At 44.1% G+C, this 17,492-nt stretch carries 11 protein-coding genes; 6 read left to right on the top strand and 5 right to left on the bottom strand.

Annotated features, from left to right (window positions below; genetic code table 11):
• Nucleotides 1–35: 35 nt before the first annotated feature.
• The 4 genes from JMY00_RS09080 to katG all read right to left on the bottom strand — a co-directional run bounded on the left by JMY00_RS09080 (nucleotide 36) and on the right by katG (nucleotide 7,543).
• Nucleotides 36–1,037, bottom strand: coding sequence for an LLM class flavin-dependent oxidoreductase (locus tag JMY00_RS09080; protein WP_102092171.1), 1,002 nt, complete (start codon nucleotides 1,035–1,037; stop codon nucleotides 36–38).
• Nucleotides 1,038–1,376: 339 nt separating this feature from the next.
• Complete coding sequence (locus tag JMY00_RS09075) at nucleotides 1,377–3,860, bottom strand: membrane-bound PQQ-dependent dehydrogenase, glucose/quinate/shikimate family (protein WP_201579935.1); 2,484 nt, start codon at nucleotides 3,858–3,860, stop codon at nucleotides 1,377–1,379.
• A gap of 204 nt (nucleotides 3,861–4,064) precedes the next feature.
• The gene (locus tag JMY00_RS09070; protein ID WP_057759664.1) at nucleotides 4,065–4,994 is read right to left on the bottom strand and encodes a LysR substrate-binding domain-containing protein; all 930 of its coding nucleotides are present in this window, start codon (nucleotides 4,992–4,994) and stop codon (nucleotides 4,065–4,067) included.
• A 365-nt stretch (nucleotides 4,995–5,359) separates the two neighbouring features.
• Nucleotides 5,360–7,543, bottom strand: a complete 2,184-nt coding sequence (gene katG, locus JMY00_RS09065; protein ID WP_201579963.1) for a catalase/peroxidase HPI — start codon at nucleotides 7,541–7,543, stop codon at nucleotides 5,360–5,362.
• A gap of 780 nt (nucleotides 7,544–8,323) precedes the next feature.
• On the opposite strand from katG, the gene JMY00_RS09060 reads away from it, so the two are divergent.
• From JMY00_RS09060 to JMY00_RS09040, 5 genes are all read left to right on the top strand, one after another.
• Nucleotides 8,324–10,240, top strand: a complete 1,917-nt coding sequence (locus tag JMY00_RS09060) for an MFS transporter (protein WP_201579934.1) — start codon at nucleotides 8,324–8,326, stop codon at nucleotides 10,238–10,240.
• A 50-nt stretch (nucleotides 10,241–10,290) separates the two neighbouring features.
• Nucleotides 10,291–11,163: a peptide chain release factor N(5)-glutamine methyltransferase gene (gene prmC, locus JMY00_RS09055; protein ID WP_201579933.1), complete on the top strand. Its 873-nt coding sequence runs from the start codon at nucleotides 10,291–10,293 to the stop codon at nucleotides 11,161–11,163.
• Between the two features lie 41 nt (nucleotides 11,164–11,204).
• Nucleotides 11,205–12,014, top strand: a complete 810-nt coding sequence (locus JMY00_RS09050) for a HesA/MoeB/ThiF family protein (protein WP_201579932.1) — start codon at nucleotides 11,205–11,207, stop codon at nucleotides 12,012–12,014.
• A gap of 170 nt (nucleotides 12,015–12,184) precedes the next feature.
• Entirely contained in the window at nucleotides 12,185–13,528 is a 1,344-nt protein-coding gene (locus JMY00_RS09045; protein WP_201579931.1) for an AarF/ABC1/UbiB kinase family protein, read from the top strand.
• Between the two features lie 128 nt (nucleotides 13,529–13,656).
• Nucleotides 13,657–14,913 (top strand): YbfB/YjiJ family MFS transporter, encoded by a 1,257-nt coding sequence (locus JMY00_RS09040; RefSeq protein ID WP_201579930.1) that lies wholly within the window; start codon nucleotides 13,657–13,659, stop codon nucleotides 14,911–14,913.
• Between the two features lie 5 nt (nucleotides 14,914–14,918).
• Here the strand turns inward: JMY00_RS09040 and JMY00_RS09035 are convergent, their stop codons facing one another.
• Nucleotides 14,919–15,407, bottom strand: a complete 489-nt coding sequence (locus JMY00_RS09035) for an Lrp/AsnC family transcriptional regulator (protein ID WP_134292182.1) — start codon at nucleotides 15,405–15,407, stop codon at nucleotides 14,919–14,921.
• A gap of 221 nt (nucleotides 15,408–15,628) precedes the next feature.
• On the opposite strand from JMY00_RS09035, the gene leuA reads away from it, so the two are divergent.
• On the top strand, nucleotides 15,629–17,413 hold the full coding sequence (gene leuA, locus JMY00_RS09030; protein WP_201579929.1) for a 2-isopropylmalate synthase: 1,785 nt from the start codon (nucleotides 15,629–15,631) through the stop codon (nucleotides 17,411–17,413).
• Nucleotides 17,414–17,492: the final 79 nt, after the last annotated feature.

Genomic DNA, 17,492 nt, shown 5'->3' with positions numbered 1-17,492 from the left:
TTAAGGTTCATCAATAATTATGCAAGTGTCTCATTTCATTGTAAAGTAAATAAGTTTAGCTCCGGTGTAAGTTCAAGTGAACGGATACGGGCGGCTTGGTCATAGATATTGGCCGTCACAATTAGCTCATCTGGCTGATAGGTTGCCAAAAATGCAGCGAGTCTTGGTTTGACCGTGTCAACAGAGCCAATGAATGATACTGACAATGCATTGTCTACCATCATTTTCTCTGCTTGACTCCAGATACTGTCCATATCGTGGGTAGGCTTAGGCATTTGACCTGTTTCGCCACGACGCAGACGTACAAAACTCTGCTGTGCTGAAGTAAAATGATACTCGGCGGTCGCATCATCATCAGCCAGCAATAAGTTTGCAGCTAGCATCACATAAGGCTTATCTAGATAGACAGACGGTTTAAACTGTTCACGGTAAGCCTCAATTGCTTGCCCAAGCATTTGCGGGGCGAAGTGAGAGGCAAACACATAAGGTAGTCCTAAATGTGCAGCCAAAGTCGCACCAAATAGAGAAGAGCCTAATATCCAAATCGGTATGCCTGATTTTGCGCCAGGGAATGCCTGTACAGGGCTGCCATCTGTATCATTACCTAAGAAATACATCAGCTCTTGCACATCTTGTGGAAAGCGTTCGGCATCTTTCATTTGTCGACGAAGTGCCTGAAACGTCGCACCATCAGTACCAGGTGCACGGCCTAGGCCTAGGTCCACACGGTCACCATATAATGCCTGCAAAGTACCAAACTGCTCAGCAATCACGAGAGGGGCATGGTTCGGTAGCATAACGCCGCCAGCACCAATACGGATACGGTCGGTTTTACTACCGATATGCGATAGTAGTACTGAGGTGGCTGCACTGGCGATGCCCGGCATATTGTGATGCTCTGCCATCCAGTAGCGGTTTAAGCCTGATTTTTCTGCTTGCTGCGCGGTTTCCACTGTTTGGGCGATGCCTTCAGCGATGGTTTTGCCTTGAGGTACAGGCGCAAGATCTAAAAAAGATAAAGGGATTTTATTACTCATAAATGTTCCAGTAGTGTGTAAATTATTTTCTACTGATATGCTTATAGACAGTGGTAGTTTCAAGTGCCGCTAGTCACTGTTAATGAATCATAACAAAGTCAGTTAACTCTGTTTTTAAGCTCGCTTAACAATTATTAAGGTGTATTTATAAAGGTTGTCGTTTGTCAAAATAAGCGATAAATAAACCATAAGTAAGGTAATAAAAGGATTTAGCAGCATTATACTATGGCATTAAAAAAAGATGGCATTAAAAAAAGCAGGCAACCTAAGTTACCTGCTTCTCTAATTATAAGATGATGATAAATTAAATAATCATTATCTTAAGAACCAAATGCAACATTATTTATCTTGGTCGCTAAGTTTGTAAGCTAAGACATAATCACCGATGGTTGTTCCAACTGAACCATGACCACCTGCAACCAATACGACCATTTGCTCACCTTTAGAGTTTAAGTAAGTCATTGGCGTGGCTTGACCACCTGCTGGAATACGGACATTCCATAGCACGTCGCCATTTTTTAAGTCATAAGCTCGGAAGTTGTTTTCTGTCGCCGCTGACAAGAACGCGACGCCGCCTTTGGTGATGATAGGTCCACCGATACCAGGTACGCCCAATTCCAGTTTGATAGGAATAGGAGACAAGTCTTGTACCGTACCATTTTTGCGTTGATAAGCAATATCACCTGTGGCTAGGTCAGCACCAGCGATTGTGCCCCATGGTGGCTGCTGACATGGCACGCCTAATGGTGACAAGAAGGGACCTAATTCTACTGCATAATCTGCCCCTTCATTGGCATTGACGCCTTGCTCGCCTTTATTGGTCTCTGCATCGCCTAACGTGTCTCTAGGAATGAGTTTTGAGGTAAATGCCAAATATGTTGGCATACCGAACATCACGCCATTCTCAGGATCGACTGCGATACCGCCCCAGTTAAAGGTACCAAAGTTACCAGGATAGACCAAGCTACCATTGGTTGATGGTGGGGTATAGCGACCATCATAGTTGAGCTGATTGAACTCAATACGGCACATCATTTGATCAACGAGACTGGCACCCCACATGTCTTTTTCAGTCAGTGGTTCAGGCTCAAAGCTCAAGCCAGAATAAGGCTGAGTTGGCGCTGCGTGCTCTCCCGCTATCAGATAGCCTTGCGGTGCAGGACGCTCCTTGATAGGTACAATAGGCTCACCCGTTGCGCGGTTCAATACATATACATCGCCTTGTTTGGTTGGTACAACCAGCGCAGGCTGTACACCATCGGCCGTATCTAGATCAAGTAAGGTTGGCTGAGCAGGCGTGTCCATATCCCAAAGGTCATGATGCACAAACTGCTGAACCCAGCGTGCTTCACCAGTCTCGATATCTAGGGCGACAACAGATGTTGCATACTTTTCTTCAGCGGCATTTCGGTAGCTACCTAGCTGATCTGGCGTACGGTTACCCATAGGGAAGTATGCCAATCCAAGCTCTTCATCGGCAGTAGCGACTGACCATGAATTTGGTGAGCTGGTCTTATAAGTTTGGGTTGGATCATTGACATCGAAAGGCGCTGTATTATCAGGATCGCCTGAGTCCCAGTTCCAAAGAAGCTCACCGGTATTGACATCATACGCACGGATCACACCAGAAGGCGAGTTGACGTCATAGTTATCATTGACGGCACCAGCTACGATGATGGTATCACCCGCGATGACTGGTGGTGACGTCGAGTAATAGTAACCTGCTTGATTGAACGGCATGTTGTGCATCAAATCTAATGCACCATCATCCCCAAAGTCTTGGCAGCGTTGCCCAGTATTTGGATCGAGTGCATATAGTTTCGCATCAGAGGTTGGGATAAATATCTTGGCATCACATTGCTTAGACGCGTTTTCAAAGGTATTGCCAGCAATTTTCTGTACTTGCACAGGACTGGTTGCTTGACCAGCATAATAAGATACGCCGCGACAGGTTTGGTGCTGGCGTTGTAAGTTTTCCTCTACTTGAGGATCAAACTTCCATAGCGTCTCACCAGAGTCGGCATCTAGCGCTAGTACCCAGTTATGCGGGGTACATAGGTATAAGCCGTTACCGATTTTTAATGGCGTTGCCTGATAAGTGGTCTCGCCGACATCGTTAGGACCTTTGACATCACCTGTTTGGATTTGCCATGCCAGTTCTAAATCTTTGACGTTATCGGTATTGATTTTATCTAGAGGCGAGTAGCGCTGACCATAATCAGTACGACCATACGCACTCCACTCACCATCTGGCGTTTGTTGACCGTTTGATAACGGATCACCGAGGTTGGCTGAGGTCTCATCTGAGCTGACGTTTTGCTCGTCATCATTTGCAGCAGTCAAGTCTAGCTCACCGAGTTTGTCAGTGGCATTGTTAGCTAAACTACCAAAAGAGAGTAGTGCACCTACGATTACGCTTACGAGCAATCCCCAATAATACAGAGGGCTTTTCTTAGCAGTATTTGTGGTTGATGCATTAGCTGCAGCATTTGCGTTTACTTGAGTTTTAGGCCCACGCATTTTGTTGGATACCCATGGCAGTAGCATGAGCAAACCAAATATAAGCGGGAAGCCAACTCGAGGTGCTAGTGCCCACCAATAGAACCCAGATTCCCAAAGCGCCCAAGCCATGGTTGCTACGATAAATAGCGCATATAACCCGTAAGCACTCCAGTGTTTTTTGAACAATAAAAAAGCTGTCGTTAGTATGATAACGCCAGCAATAAGGTAGTAAGGACTACCGCCTAAGGACAATAAATAAGCGCCGCCAATGAGTAGAGGGGCGGCAAAAATTGCCATAATGATCGCTACGAATTTTTCCATGAGCGGTATCACCTGTTTACAAAAGAGCAAGTTAATATGTATTGATATTTAGTCGCTAATCAATTTCATTCGACCAAATATCAATACAAGTGTGAATAATATATAAAAGAAACATTGAATAACGTTCTAGAATCTATTTTATCATCCACAGCTCAGTCTAGTAAGGGTGAGCAAGTCTGAGATACTTTATTTAACAAATGCTCATTAATTTGCAAATTGCTTTTGGCATAGCTCCATGAAAGCGCGACCATATTGACGGATTTCTGCGTCATCGCGTACTGCCATCCAACTGGTAAAGCGCCCAAAATGATCGACGGGTATGGCAGTCAGGTTTTGATAATGGCTTGGCTCAAAGGCCATTTCTGCGATGATACCAATACCTAGGCCCAGACCAACATAGGTGCTAATTACATCGGCATCGAGCGCCGCTAGTACGATATCTGGCTCCAGTCCTGCTTCATCAAACGTCTTGTCAATCGCGCCGCGTCCTGTAAAACCACCGTGATAAGTCACAATCGGGTAGCTGGCAAGTGTGGGCAGATCAATAGACTCTTGACTAGCCAGTTCGTGATCACTTGGTACGATAACGCGATGCGTCCAGTCATAGTAACGATAGCATCTTAAATAGTTGTTATGCAGAAGGGACTCAGTAGCGATACCGATATCGGCTTGACCACGGATGACCATCTGAGCGATGGTCTCAGGATCTGCCTGTTGCAAAATCAAATTTACCTTAGGGAAACGATCTTTGAACTCTTTAACCACTTGCGGCAATACATAACGCGCTTGAGTGTGAGTGGTGGCAATCGTCAGCGTACCGATATTAGGATTATTAAAGTCTAAACTTAGGTTTTCAATGGTACGAATTTCAGCAAAGATAGACTCGATATGCGGCATGAGCGCTGTGCCCATAGTGGTCAGTCCCGTCAGGCGTTTGCCTTGGCGCACGAATACTTCCGTCTTTAACTGGTTTTCTAACGCAGCAATATGCTTTGATAAGCTTGATTGACTGGTATGTAGCACGGTCGCCGCTTGGCTTAAGTTATAACCGTTAATCACCGTATGCCATACTGTTTCTAGCTGTTTGAGCTGAATCTGTAAATGCCGTTGGTTGACCACTACGTCGATTGCCATAACTTAATCCTATTGTATAAATATACAAACCTCGTCTGTATATGAAAGTAAAAATGTCTGAACATACAGTAATAAAGTAGTGTAAAACAAAGCTATTATTCTTGTATATAATAAATAGCTATCAATTTATGATAATTATGAATATAGAATTTGTATTTTGCAATGCTAAAAAATTATTTGTTCAGTAAATGCTGCATAGTCAGTAAGTACTTTTTAGCCATTGAGGTAACTTGACCTAACAATTTATAAAGAGCGGTCACTATTAAGCATAAAAAAACAGCTACCTTCTAAAAGATAGCTGTTCGTTAGTTATAAAGTTATTTATTACTATTAATTAGTCGGTATTGACCAATTTCAAACTCAGCCTATTTGGCAATATCGAATCGATCTGCATTCATAACCTTGTTCCAAGCACGGACGAAGTCACGAACGAATTTCTCTAAGTTATCATCCTGCGCGTATAGCTCAGCATAAGCACGTAATATAGAGTTAGAGCCAAATACCAAATCTACACGGCTTGCTTGCCATTTGACGTTTCCTGTACCACGCTCACGTACTTCGTAGCTATTGGCAGTGTTGTCTGCTGCTTTTACAGGGTGCCATGTGTAGTTCATGTCTGTTAAATTGACAAAGAAGTCGTTGGTAAGCACGCCAGCACGTTCAGTAAAGACGCCATATTGGCTCTGACCATGGTTGGTATCAAGCACTCGCATACCACCAAGCAATACGACCATCTCAGGCGCTGTCAATCCCATTAGCTGCGTGCGATCAAGTAGCATCTCTTCTGGTGATACCGCATAGTCGCCCTGAATCCAGTTACGATAACCATCATGTAGCGGCTCTAAATCAGCAAAAGATTCAGCGTCAGTCATTTCAGCGTCAGCATCACCGCGACCTGGATTAAACGGTATAGTAATATCTACGCCTGCATCGTTTGCTGCTTGCTCAATAGCAGCATTACCAGCCAATACAATAAGGTCTGCTAAGCTAACGTCTTTATCAAAGCCAGACTGAATGCTGGTCAATGTATCAAGAACACGTTGTAATTGTTCTGGCTCATTGCCTGCCCAGTCTTTTTGTGGGGCTAAACGGATGCGTGCACCATTTGCACCGCCGCGATAGTCCGAAGCGCGGAACGTGCGAGCACTGTCCCATGCTGTAATGATTAACTCACGACGACTAAGGTCACTGTCTAATATTTGCGATTTTAGCGTTGCAATATCATCAGCAGTTAAGTCCGCATTACCTGTAGGAATAGGGTCTTGCCATACAAAGTCTTCGCTCGGTACATCAGCACCTAAGTAACGAGATTTCGGTCCCAAATCGCGGTGAGTCAGTTTGAACCACGCTCTAGCGAATACTTTATCAAAGTACTCTGGGTTGTTATGGAACTTCTCTGAAATCTCACGATAGATAGGATCTTTGCTCAATGCCATATCTGCATCAGTCATGATTGGGTTACGACGGACACTTGGATCATGAGCATCTAGTGGACGATCTTCTTCTTTGATGTCAGTTGGTTCCCACTGCCACGCACCGGCTGGACTCTTGGTTAGTGCCCATTCATGGTTCAATAGTAGCTCGAAATAACCGTGATCCCACTGTGTAGGGTTGGTGGTCCATGCGCCTTCGATACCACTTGAAACAGTATCGCCTGCATTACCACGACCCTTAGGATTGCGCCAGCCTAGACCTTGCTCTTTGATATCAGCGGCTTCTGGCTCGTCTTCTAGTATCGTTGCATCACCATTACCGTGACATTTACCAACGGTGTGCCCACCAGCGGTTAGAGCGACCGTCTCTTCATCATTCATTGACATACGAGCAAAAGTAGTACGCATATCTTGAGCGGTCTTTAGTGGGTCAGGGTTACCATCCACACCTTCAGGGTTAACATAAATCAAGCCCATTTGTACTGCTGCTAGTGGGTTTTCTAGTGACGCGCGGTCTTCATCGCTGTCATAACGGTTTTTAGTTTCAGCTAACCATTCACGCTCAGAACCCCAATAGATGTCTTTTTCTGGATGCCAAATATCAGCTCGGCCACCAGCAAATCCTAGGGTTTTGAAACCCATAGACTCATAAGCCATGTTACCTGCCAAAATCATCAAATCGGCCCAAGACAATTTATTGCCGTATTTTTTCTTGATTGGCCATAATAGACGACGGGCTTTATCAAGGTTGACGTTGTCAGGCCAGCTGTTTAATGGTGCAAAGCGTTGGTTACCAGTATTAGAGCCGCCGCGACCATCAGCACCGCGATACGTACCAGCTGAATGCCAAGCCATACGAATCATCAAACCGCCATAATGACCCCAATCAGCTGGCCACCATTCTTGCGACTCAGTCATTAGGTTTTTTAGGTCAGTTTTGACTGCTTCTAAGTCTAGCTGCTTAAAAGCTTCAGCATAATCAAAGTCTTCACCCATTGGATCAGTTTTTTTGTCTTGCTGATGCAATATGTCTAAGTTCAGTGCGTTTGGCCACCAATCTGTCGCAGCAGATGCAGTGGTAGTATGTGCCTGATGCATAACAGGGCAGCCACCCATGCTCGGACGCTCAGGCTCATGCGTGTTATCAACGTTTTCGCTATGGATCGTTGGGCCTTGACCATCACCCTGATCATAGGTTGTGTTAGTAGGCGCATTATTATTGCTTTCGTGATCTACAGGACAACGAGCAGCATCTGGAGCAGTGTTTTTGTCAGTGGTGTTATTGGTTGAGTCGGACATGGTATAACTCCTAGGCTATGATAATAGAAATAACAAACCGTGAATCTTGGTAGTCGTTGTTTATGTACAAAGCATAACTAAGCTGAATAGATTTATAAAACCAATATATAAGAATTATAAGTTTTAAATTACTAATCATAAAAGTCTTGATGTTTTGTTTATCTAAATCTTCATTAACGCCTATGCTTATCGTTGCCAGTTAAGAGTAAACCAATAGAGTGCACCCAACCAATGAAGCCTGCGTCAATTTTACTACTACCTTTATATTACCTATAAATAATGTCATTGTCAGACATCTTTCAAAACAGAAATGAGCAATAAAAAAGAGAGCTAAGATAACCTTGGTAAAACACTGCGGTTTTTTGCGTTACTATTAAGAAATATAAGCGATTGCACATGGCCTGCAATCGCTAAGTTAATGCAAAAATATCTAGTCAAGATAAAGGTTCTCAAGTACCATAACTGGATTTTGTTGTAATGATAATATTGGTGCAACGTAGAGCAATTTTTATCGATCCTTTTGTCGATAACTGATTCTAAAGATTGATAAAAATTGTGCGCGGTTGTGTTCTTTGTCTGAATTGTTGGTGAGTTATTATGTCTGCTGTCAAATCTGTACCGCCCAATCAACCAATTGCCAAAAAATCATGGGGCGAGGCCACAAAAGCTTATCTCGATCCTCGTGTCATTATTATGCTGTTTTTGGGGTTTTCAGCGGGTATACCCATTCTGCTGATTTTCTCAAGTCTATCGCTATGGCTGAGAGAAGCAGGCATTGATCGTAGTGTCGTCACTATGTTCAGCTGGGCAGCATTGGGGTATTCGTTCAAATTTATTTGGGCGCCATTGATTGATGCGCTCCCTGTGCCGTTTTTGACCAAGTGGTTAGGGCGTCGTCGTAGTTGGATGGTGGTATCACAGCTGCTTATTGTGTTGGCAATCTTTTTAATGGCAAGGGTAAATCCTGTTAGCGAAGATGTCTTGGTTTATATGGCAGGCGCGGCCGTGTTGCTTGGGTTCTCTTCTGCGACACAAGATATCGTGATTGATGCGTACCGTATTGAGCTTGCACCGCCGTCTATGCAGTCTATTCTGTCTTCTATCTATGTGTCAGGCTACCGTATCGGTATGATTGTCGCTGGGGCAGGCGCGTTATATTTGGCTGATTATTTCGGCTCAAATGAGACGTTTTATAGTTATGAAGCGTGGCGCAACACCTATTACATCATGGCAGGAGTCATGACCTTAGGGGTATTAACGACGTTTGCCAGTTATGAGCCAACCGCTGAGACCCTGCAAAGTAAAAAGCAGAAGGGTAACTTAAAAGTATTCCTAATTTATTCTGCGTTACTACTTATCCCAGGTCTACTGTTTGGTGTTATTTACCTGATTAATATTTTGATCAATACAGTATTTGATAGCACAGTGGCCTTGATACCACTAATGGTAATGCCAGCAATTAAATTTTACTTTTTAGCATTGGTCGCGTTCGCGCCATTATTATTACTGTACTTTATTATCAATCAACCAAAAATCATTAACAAAGCCCCTTTAGTCGCTGAAACTCGTGAAGACTACGTCAGACTGGTAGCGTTGTTTGTGTTTTCAGTAATTGCCTTTATCGCTGCTTATATATTGATGGGGCAAGTCCTGCCAGAGTTTGAAGGCGCCTTTTCTAGTTTCTTTGTAGAAACCTTGCACTTATTAGTAAGTTTAGGCGCGGCAATGGCAGCAGGTTATGCACTAGTACAAGTAGGACTGGTGAAAAAAGAAGTGGCCATGGCAACATGGATCGAGCCTGTCTTAGATTTTTTCCGACGTTATGGCAAAAAAGCCCTGCTGCTATTGGCCTTGATTGGTCTATACCGTATCTCAGATATCGTCGCAGGCGTGATCTCTAATGTCTTTTATCAAGACATGGGCTTTAGCAAAACAGATATCGCCAATGCCGTAAAACTGGTCGGCGTGATTATGGCAATTGCAGGCGGTTTCTTGGGCGGTATTTTGGCTCAGCGTTTCCGTATCATGCATGCCATGATGATTGGCGCGATTTTAGCGTGTGCAACTAACCTGTTGTTTGTGGTATTGACATACAACCCAGGTAGCCTGCCAATCATGTATATGGCAGTGATATTTGATAACTTGGCTGCGGGCCTTGCGAGCGCTGTATTTATCGCTTTCTTATCAGCACTGACCTCGATTCGCTTTACTGCTGTACAGTATGCGATTTTTTCCTCATTGATGACCCTGATACCAAAAGTGATGGGTGGCTATTCTGGTGCTATCGTCGATAATATGGGTTATCCATTTTTCTTTATCTTTACCTTTGCTATCGGTATTCCAATTCTGGCACTGATTTACTTTGTCGATAGACATATTGTCATTGGCGATAACGATGATATTTACGGCGATGACAATAATGATAGCAGCGGCGGCAATGGGATAGGTGATAAACTAAGCAAAACCAATCCTAACCTGACCGATACCAAAGAGCCGCCACGCGCGACAGAGTAGGCTAAGCAGCATTTTACCTTTATCCATCCACTGTTTTTTAAGAGCTATCTATGACCATATCGACCATTCGTCAAATCAAGCAGCAGATTCAACAACTGACGAATGGTGAGTCAAATAATCGGCTACCGTCGTTTTGGCTAACGGATTGGTTGTTGTATGTCATTGATAAGCCTGCGATAGCATTGATGACTGATGAAGATTATCAGCTCACTGATAGTGAGGTCGCACGGTTCAATGACGGTGTGATAAAAATGCAGAAAGGCATACCGCTTGCGTACTTGACTGGACAGCAAGAGTTTTGGTCGCTTAACTTTAAGGTAAACGAGCATACTTTGATTCCTAGGCCTGATACCGAGGTATTGGTTGAACAGGTATTGAACTGGATAAACGCTCGGCCAGTGCAACTCAATAATAAGCGATTGTTAGATTTGGGCACAGGGTCAGGTTGTATCGCTATCAGTCTCGCTCATGAACTTAAGCAAGCTAACTGGCAAATCGTGGCGGTTGATTTATCACTAGAAGCGCTTAAAGTGGCTCAGCACAATGCTATGAGCAATAATGTTGCCAATGTTGAGTTTGTCCAAAGCAGTTGGTATCAAGCGCTACCTACTAATGATGAGCCGCAGTTTGATATCATCGTCTCCAACCCTCCGTATATTGACGAGACAGACGAGCATTTGGCAGGTCTAACAGCTGAACCGATTAGTGCGCTCAGTGCATCCCATCAGGGTTTGGCTGATATCGAGCATATCGTCCAGCAAGCAACGACATATCTCTGTACAGGTGGGTTATTGGCCATTGAACATGGCTATGATCAAGGGGATGCTGTTCGCAAGTTGTTTTTGAATAGTGGTTTTGAATCAGTACATACCGTAAAAGACTACGGTGATAATGATCGCGTTACGCTAGGGCAAGTCCAGTAGATGGTTTTTCGATAGTAGATTTCTTTGATTATAGGTTGTAGATGAATATGGTAGAAGAGATGGTACAGCTATCGGATGATGAGCTGCTCCGTTATGCTCGGCAAGTATTATTAGACGGTTGGGATATGGACGCTCAGCTGCGATTAAAGACAGCACGTGTGGTCATAATAGGGGCAGGCGGGCTAGGTTGCCCTGCGTCTGAGACATTGGTACGTGCAGGGGTAGGTTATGTCCATCTGATTGATGATGACGAGATTGAGGCGAGCAATCTACAACGGCAAACGCTGTTTTTGCCAGAAGATATCGGTCAGTCTAAAGCACTGACCGCAGCAGCCATGTTAGCGCGCATCAATCCTTTGATAAAAGCTCGCGGAACAGTGGCAAGGTTAGATGAAGAGAACGCTTATGAATTGCTCGATATAGCAGCAGGCAAGCCTGACTTACTCTTAGACTGTACGGATAATTTTGCCACGCGCGATATTATTAATCGCATTAGTGTACGCTACCAGATTCCGCTGTTATCAGCCTCAGCGATTGCGATGCAAGGGCAGTTAGCACTGTTCGAACCTCAGCTCGATACTGGTTGCTATCATTGCGTGTTTGGCTCAGTGGTGCTTGACGAAGCCGCTGACGAACGTACGTGTGCCAACTCTGGTGTGCTGGCCAGTACCACTGCCGTCATGGGTAATCTACAAGCCAATACTGCACTGCAATATTTAGGATTAACCAAAAATCTACTGACAAACAAGCTGCTCATATGGGATGGTAGTCAGATGCAGCAGCGGCTGATGGGCTATCGAAAAGACTCACAGTGTCCTGTCTGTAGCAGTCCTATAGTCAATCCTCTATAAATTGGATACGGTGTTAAGCTTGCTTAGTCTACGAGTTGTAGTACTTTCACTCGCCTTCCTTGTATCCAAATTATATTGAACCGGCTATAACTGAGTAATCTGATTTTAACGCATTTTTATAGTGTATTGCCTATCTTCAAACCTCCTTCTTATTACCATAGTTGTTTTTTATGAAAATTCATCGTCCGCATTTATTAAAGCATACTTTTAATGTCATGAACCGTGTTCGCCAAACAGCGAGTGTGGCAGGTCTGTCTGCGCTAAGAGTGGCAAAAGGTGAGAAACCTGACGCGATGCTACTCAAAGAAACCTTTGAGCAGTTAGGTACGACTTATATCAAAATCGGTCAATTTATCGCCAGTACACCGTCATTGTTTCCACGTGATTATGTAAAGGCATTCCAGAGCTGCTTGGATCAAACCACGCCATTGTCTTATGCTTATATTGAGCAAGTGCTAAAAGAAGAACTAGCGACTGATGGCATGACCCTTGATGATACGTTTGCGCATATTGACTCAGAGCCATTAGCCTCAGCTTCGATCGCTCAAGTGCATGCAGCACGATTGCACAATGGTGATGAAGTGGTGCTAAAGGTACAAAAGCCTGGCGTCGAGACCATCATGCAGACTGATTTGGGTGTATTGCATGGCGTAACTAAGCTAATTGAGATCCTGATGCCATCGATGAAGTTTGCGAGTATTGCACCGATTATTGATGAGATTCGCCTGCGTATGCTTGCCGAGACGGACTTTATCGCTGAAGCCCAGAACATCCGCGATTTTCAGCAGTTCTTAGCGGTATCAGGCAATACTCGCGTCGTTGCACCAACTGTATATGAGGATTTGACCACCAAGCGTGTACTGACGATGAGCCGACTATATGGCGTCTCTATGGTCGATGAGTCGCTCATGCGTCAGTACTGTGCTGATCCTGCACAAGTCATGGCAGATACGTTGAACACATGGTTTGCTAGTCTGATGCTGTGCAATAGTTTCCATGCTGATTTGCATGCTGGTAATTTGATGCTATTGACCGATGGCCGTATTGGATTTTTAGATTTTGGTATCGTCGGTAAGCTCAAAGCTGAGAGCTGGCGTGCATGTATGGGCATGATGCAAGCCATGCAAGACAGTGACTATCAAGCCATGGCTCGGCATATGATTGATATGGAAATGACGCATGGTGGCAATAAAGTCGATGTGGCTACACTGGGGAATGACTTACAGCGTATGATGACAACCATCATGGCAGAAGATAAAACCTTTACCAGTGGTGTACCTTTCAATAGTAAAGAACAAGCCGATGAGCTTAATAAAATGATGCTTGAGATTGTTGAAGTTGGCAAACGTCATGGTATTCACTTTCCACGCGATTTTGCTCTATTAACCAAACAGATGTTGTATTTTGATCGGTTTATGCGTACGCTAGCTCCAGATATGGATATGTTTAGCGATCAGCGGGTGCAAATGCTAGGGCAGGATACAGTAGAGACACCAGCGTTAGACGTATCATAGTTTTCGCTAATAACTTTATGCTGGCCTAATATATCTAATAACTTCTCTATTTCTGCGTTTATTTATTACTGCTTTTGACTGTCTAACACAAAGGATTGTGTGCTAATTGCCACAAAAATGGCTCTGTCATGATGACTGCTTTTAAAAGCCGTATGATCCCGATGATTACCAACGAAGCTGCCATTGCCTGTATCGGTATGTACTGCATGGCAGTCGTCATGGGTTATGGCCGCTTTCTTTTTACCGCCACCTTACCTGATATTATGGTGCAATTGTCGTTATCAACGACGATTGCAGGCTGGTTGGCATCAATCAATTATATCGGTTACTTTATTGGCGCTCTTATCGCTATGTTTGTGCCTCAGCGCTCGACATGGCAGGCGATGACGCTGTGGGCGATTATCAGTGTTGTCACCACGATGTTACTCGTCATACCAAATATGTCGCTCACGCTATGGTATATCATTCGCTTAATTGCAGGCATTGCAAGTGGCGTGGCGATGATTCTAAGCTCGTCGTTTGTGATTCAAACCCTCAGCCCTGAGCGCCGTTCTGTATTGTCAGCAGTCCACTATGCAGGTATTGGTGTCGGCATCAGCGCCTCTGCCATCGTAACGTGGTGGCTATTAAAATTAGGCTATCACTTCGATGTAATTTGGCTAGTCGCAGGCGTCACCAGTTTACCGCTTGTGTGGCTACTTTATGCGATAAAGCCAAGACAAGTACAAGCTGTTGATTCACAGCAGATTGATGCCAAACAACACGTGTCAGTGCACCAGACCTATGTAAACTTTAAACGCTCCTTATATGAGGCAATTTCTGGACATCATAAAGCGCTTACTTTACTTTTTTTCAGCTACGTACTGGCAGGGTTTGGTTATATCAGCTCAGCAACTTTTTTACCCGTTATGGCAGCACAACGTCTAACAACACAGACGTATGCTGGACTCATGATTTGGTTGGTCGTTGGTATTTTTGCGATGTTGTCAAACCCCCTATGGGGCGCGCTTGCCAAACGTATCGGTGAGATAAAAACCTTAATGGGGCTGACGGTATTGCAAGCATTTGGGATGTGCTTGCCGATATGGTTTGATGGTGCATTTGGATTATATGGCAATGCTGCGATTTTGGGATTGACCTTCGTCGGTATGGTATCGATGACACTGACTTTATTTAAAAACATCAATCCTGCCTATTCTAATTTACTGATTGCTTTGGCAACGTTGGCTTATGCATTGGGGCAGTTTTTGGGACCTTTGGTGACAGTGGCACTGGCAGGGAAAGATGGCAATTTCAATGCAGGGTTGCTTGTTGCTGCTATCGGATTAATGATCGGATTTGTACTATTAGTATGGTTTCGTCGACAGTCATCAACGACCGTTTAGATCGTCTAAACCACGCTACGGCTAAATACTTCTCGTAGTTCAAAACTGGTATGAACTTGGGCCACGCCTTCGATACGATTGAGGCGATGCAATAAAAACTCTTCGTAATGTGTCATATCACGTACCCTGACCTTAATCAGATAGTCTTCGGTGCGGCCTGTAACAATACTACAGCTAATGACTTCCTCAAAGCTCTGAACTTTGCGTTCAAACTGCTCAAAACGTTCTGCTGTATGTCGATCCATGCTAATAGCGATAAACACGGCTAGCGGATAGCCAAGTTTTTGTGCATCTGTTTTGGTGTGGTAGCCAGTGATAATGTTCGCATCCTCTAAGCGTTTGATACGACGTGCGCAAGGGGTGGCAGACAGGTGGACGCGTTCAGCAAGTTCAGTAATACTCATGCGCGCCTGCGTTTGCAGTAAGCGTAGCAACTGTTTATCTATCTCGTCTATATCTGCAGTTCCTGTACTATCAATATAATTGTCTGGCATTTCTCAAGCCTTAATAGTGAATTTATTCGATTATAATGTCTAAATTGTGTTTTTCCACTAAAATAACAGAAAATAAAGTAAAAGAAAGCAGGTTTCTCTCTGTTAAACTTTGATATTATTATGGTATGAACACTAGTTATCTCGTATGATAAATACTGATCTAATCAACAGCTAATCGCCTAGCTAAATATATAAATAACCAAGTCATCTAAGGATTGATTATGTCTGACCAAGCCACGCACACTGCAGCCACAGGGACTGCAAAGATCACACCAAAAAGTGCTGCTTTTGACTTCCGTAAATACCGTCCATTTGCATTTGCGCCATCGCTGCCAGATCGTACTTGGCCAAGTAAAACGATTGAGAAGTCACCGATATGGGCAAGTGTGGATCTGCGTGATGGTAACCAAGCACTGATTGATCCGATGACCATTGAACAAAAAATGCGCTTCTTTAAGACTTTAGTAGATGTTGGTTTTAAAGAGATTGAGATTGGTTTTCCATCAGCGGCGCAGGTAGAATTTGACTTTGCTCGTAAGCTTATCGAAGAAAACCACGTACCTGAAGATGTAACGCTACAAGTATTGGTACAAGCGCGCGAGCATTTGATTGCCCGTACTTTTGAATCATTAAAAGGTGCTAAACGTGCGGTTGTCCATGTCTATAACTCAACCAGCCGTGTACAACGTGAAAAAGTCTATGGCAAAGATAAAGCTGAAATCAAAGAGATTGCTATTGCAGGTGCTAAGCTATTGCAAGAATATGCAGCAAAGTACCCTGAGACAGATTGGGTGTTTCAGTACTCGCCAGAGAGCTTTAGCCAGACAGAGACTGAATATGCTGTAGAGGTTTGCGATGCAGTGTGTGACGTGTGGCAACCACAGCAGGGTCAGGAAGTTATTTTTAACTTACCAGCGACTGTTGAGGCCTCTATGCCTAATGTCTTTGCTGATCAAGTAGAGTACTTCTGCCGCAATCTGGCCCAGCGCGAGCATGTGATTGTGAGCTTGCATACTCATAATGACCGTGGCTGTGCGGTAGCTGCCGCCGAATTGGGCGTGCTTGCGGGCGCGGATCGTATCGAAGGCACATTGCTTGGTAACGGTGAGCGTACAGGTAACATGGACATCATGGTCATGGCCATGAACTTATTTAGCCAAGGTATCGATCCTGAGCTTGATTTTAGCAACATGAGTGAAATCGTACAGGTTGTGAGCGAATGCAATAACTTACCATTGCACCCGCGCCATCCTTATGTAGGCGAGTTGGTCTTCACGGCATTTAGTGGCTCACATCAAGATGCTATCAAAAAATCTCTTGATTACAATGAAAGTAATCAGAGGGAAACAGACAATGTCTGGGATGTGGCTTATCTACCCATTGATCCTGCGCATATTGGCCGTAGCTACCAAGATGTGGTACGTATCAATAGCCAGTCGGGCAAAGGCGGCGTCGCATATATCTTGCAGCGAAACTACGGTTTCAACTTACCACGTTGGATGCAGATTGACTTTAGCCGTGTGGTACAAAAGCAAGCTGAAGCAGCGGCACGTGAGCTGCAGAATGATGAAATCTTGCAGACCTTTGAGGATACTTACTTGCAGCAAGGCAAGTTTGAGCTGCTAGACTATAGCGTCAACAATAAAGGCGGTGCGGTTTACTTTAGTGGTCAAGTACAAATGAATAGCGATACTATTGATATTGATGGCACGGGTAACGGCCCATTATCATCGTTTATTGATGGACTTGCACAGCATACTGGCAAATCCTTGCATATTATTAACTATGCAGAGCATGCGATTAACCCGCATCATAACAGTGGTAATGGTATCGATGATGATACCAATAGTGATAACAAAACCAATGCCAACGCTGCCGCTTACATTCAGTTAAATGTTGATGGCGAGGTATACTCTGGCATCGGTACTTGCAGCAGTACGGTGTCAGCCATGCTAAAAGGGGCGTTATCAGCTTTTGCTCAAGCGCTAAATACAGAAGCTGCTTAGTGTTAAGTAGTCATTGATATCACGAAGAATTCTGTATGCTAATAACGCCATCGCTTCTTGTCTCTAGCAAGTAAAGCGA

The organism is Psychrobacter sp. Pi2-52 (assembly GCF_904846705.1).
In the GTDB taxonomy this organism is placed as follows: domain Bacteria; phylum Pseudomonadota; class Gammaproteobacteria; order Pseudomonadales; family Moraxellaceae; genus Psychrobacter.
This window is presented reverse-complemented; position numbering and strand designations above follow the sequence as displayed.

Excerpts from the sequence above, each read along its gene's own strand:
- JMY00_RS09080 (WP_102092171.1), bottom strand. The coding sequence starts at position 1,037 with ATGAGTAATAAAATCCCTTTATCTTTTTTAGATCTTGCGCCTGTACCT.
- leuA (WP_201579929.1), top strand. The coding sequence starts at position 15,629 with ATGTCTGACCAAGCCACGCACACTGCAGCCACAGGGACTGCAAAGATC.
- prmC (WP_201579933.1), top strand. The coding sequence starts at position 10,291 with ATGACCATATCGACCATTCGTCAAATCAAGCAGCAGATTCAACAACTG.
- JMY00_RS09060 (WP_201579934.1), top strand. The coding sequence starts at position 8,324 with ATGTCTGCTGTCAAATCTGTACCGCCCAATCAACCAATTGCCAAAAAA.
- JMY00_RS09070 (WP_057759664.1), bottom strand. The coding sequence starts at position 4,994 with ATGGCAATCGACGTAGTGGTCAACCAACGGCATTTACAGATTCAGCTC.
- JMY00_RS09075 (WP_201579935.1), bottom strand. The coding sequence starts at position 3,860 with ATGGAAAAATTCGTAGCGATCATTATGGCAATTTTTGCCGCCCCTCTA.
- JMY00_RS09040 (WP_201579930.1), top strand. The coding sequence starts at position 13,657 with ATGATGACTGCTTTTAAAAGCCGTATGATCCCGATGATTACCAACGAA.
- katG (WP_201579963.1), bottom strand. The coding sequence starts at position 7,543 with ATGGGTGGCTGCCCTGTTATGCATCAGGCACATACTACCACTGCATCT.
- JMY00_RS09050 (WP_201579932.1), top strand. The coding sequence starts at position 11,205 with ATGAATATGGTAGAAGAGATGGTACAGCTATCGGATGATGAGCTGCTC.
- JMY00_RS09045 (WP_201579931.1), top strand. The coding sequence starts at position 12,185 with ATGAAAATTCATCGTCCGCATTTATTAAAGCATACTTTTAATGTCATG.
- JMY00_RS09035 (WP_134292182.1), bottom strand. The coding sequence starts at position 15,407 with ATGCCAGACAATTATATTGATAGTACAGGAACTGCAGATATAGACGAG.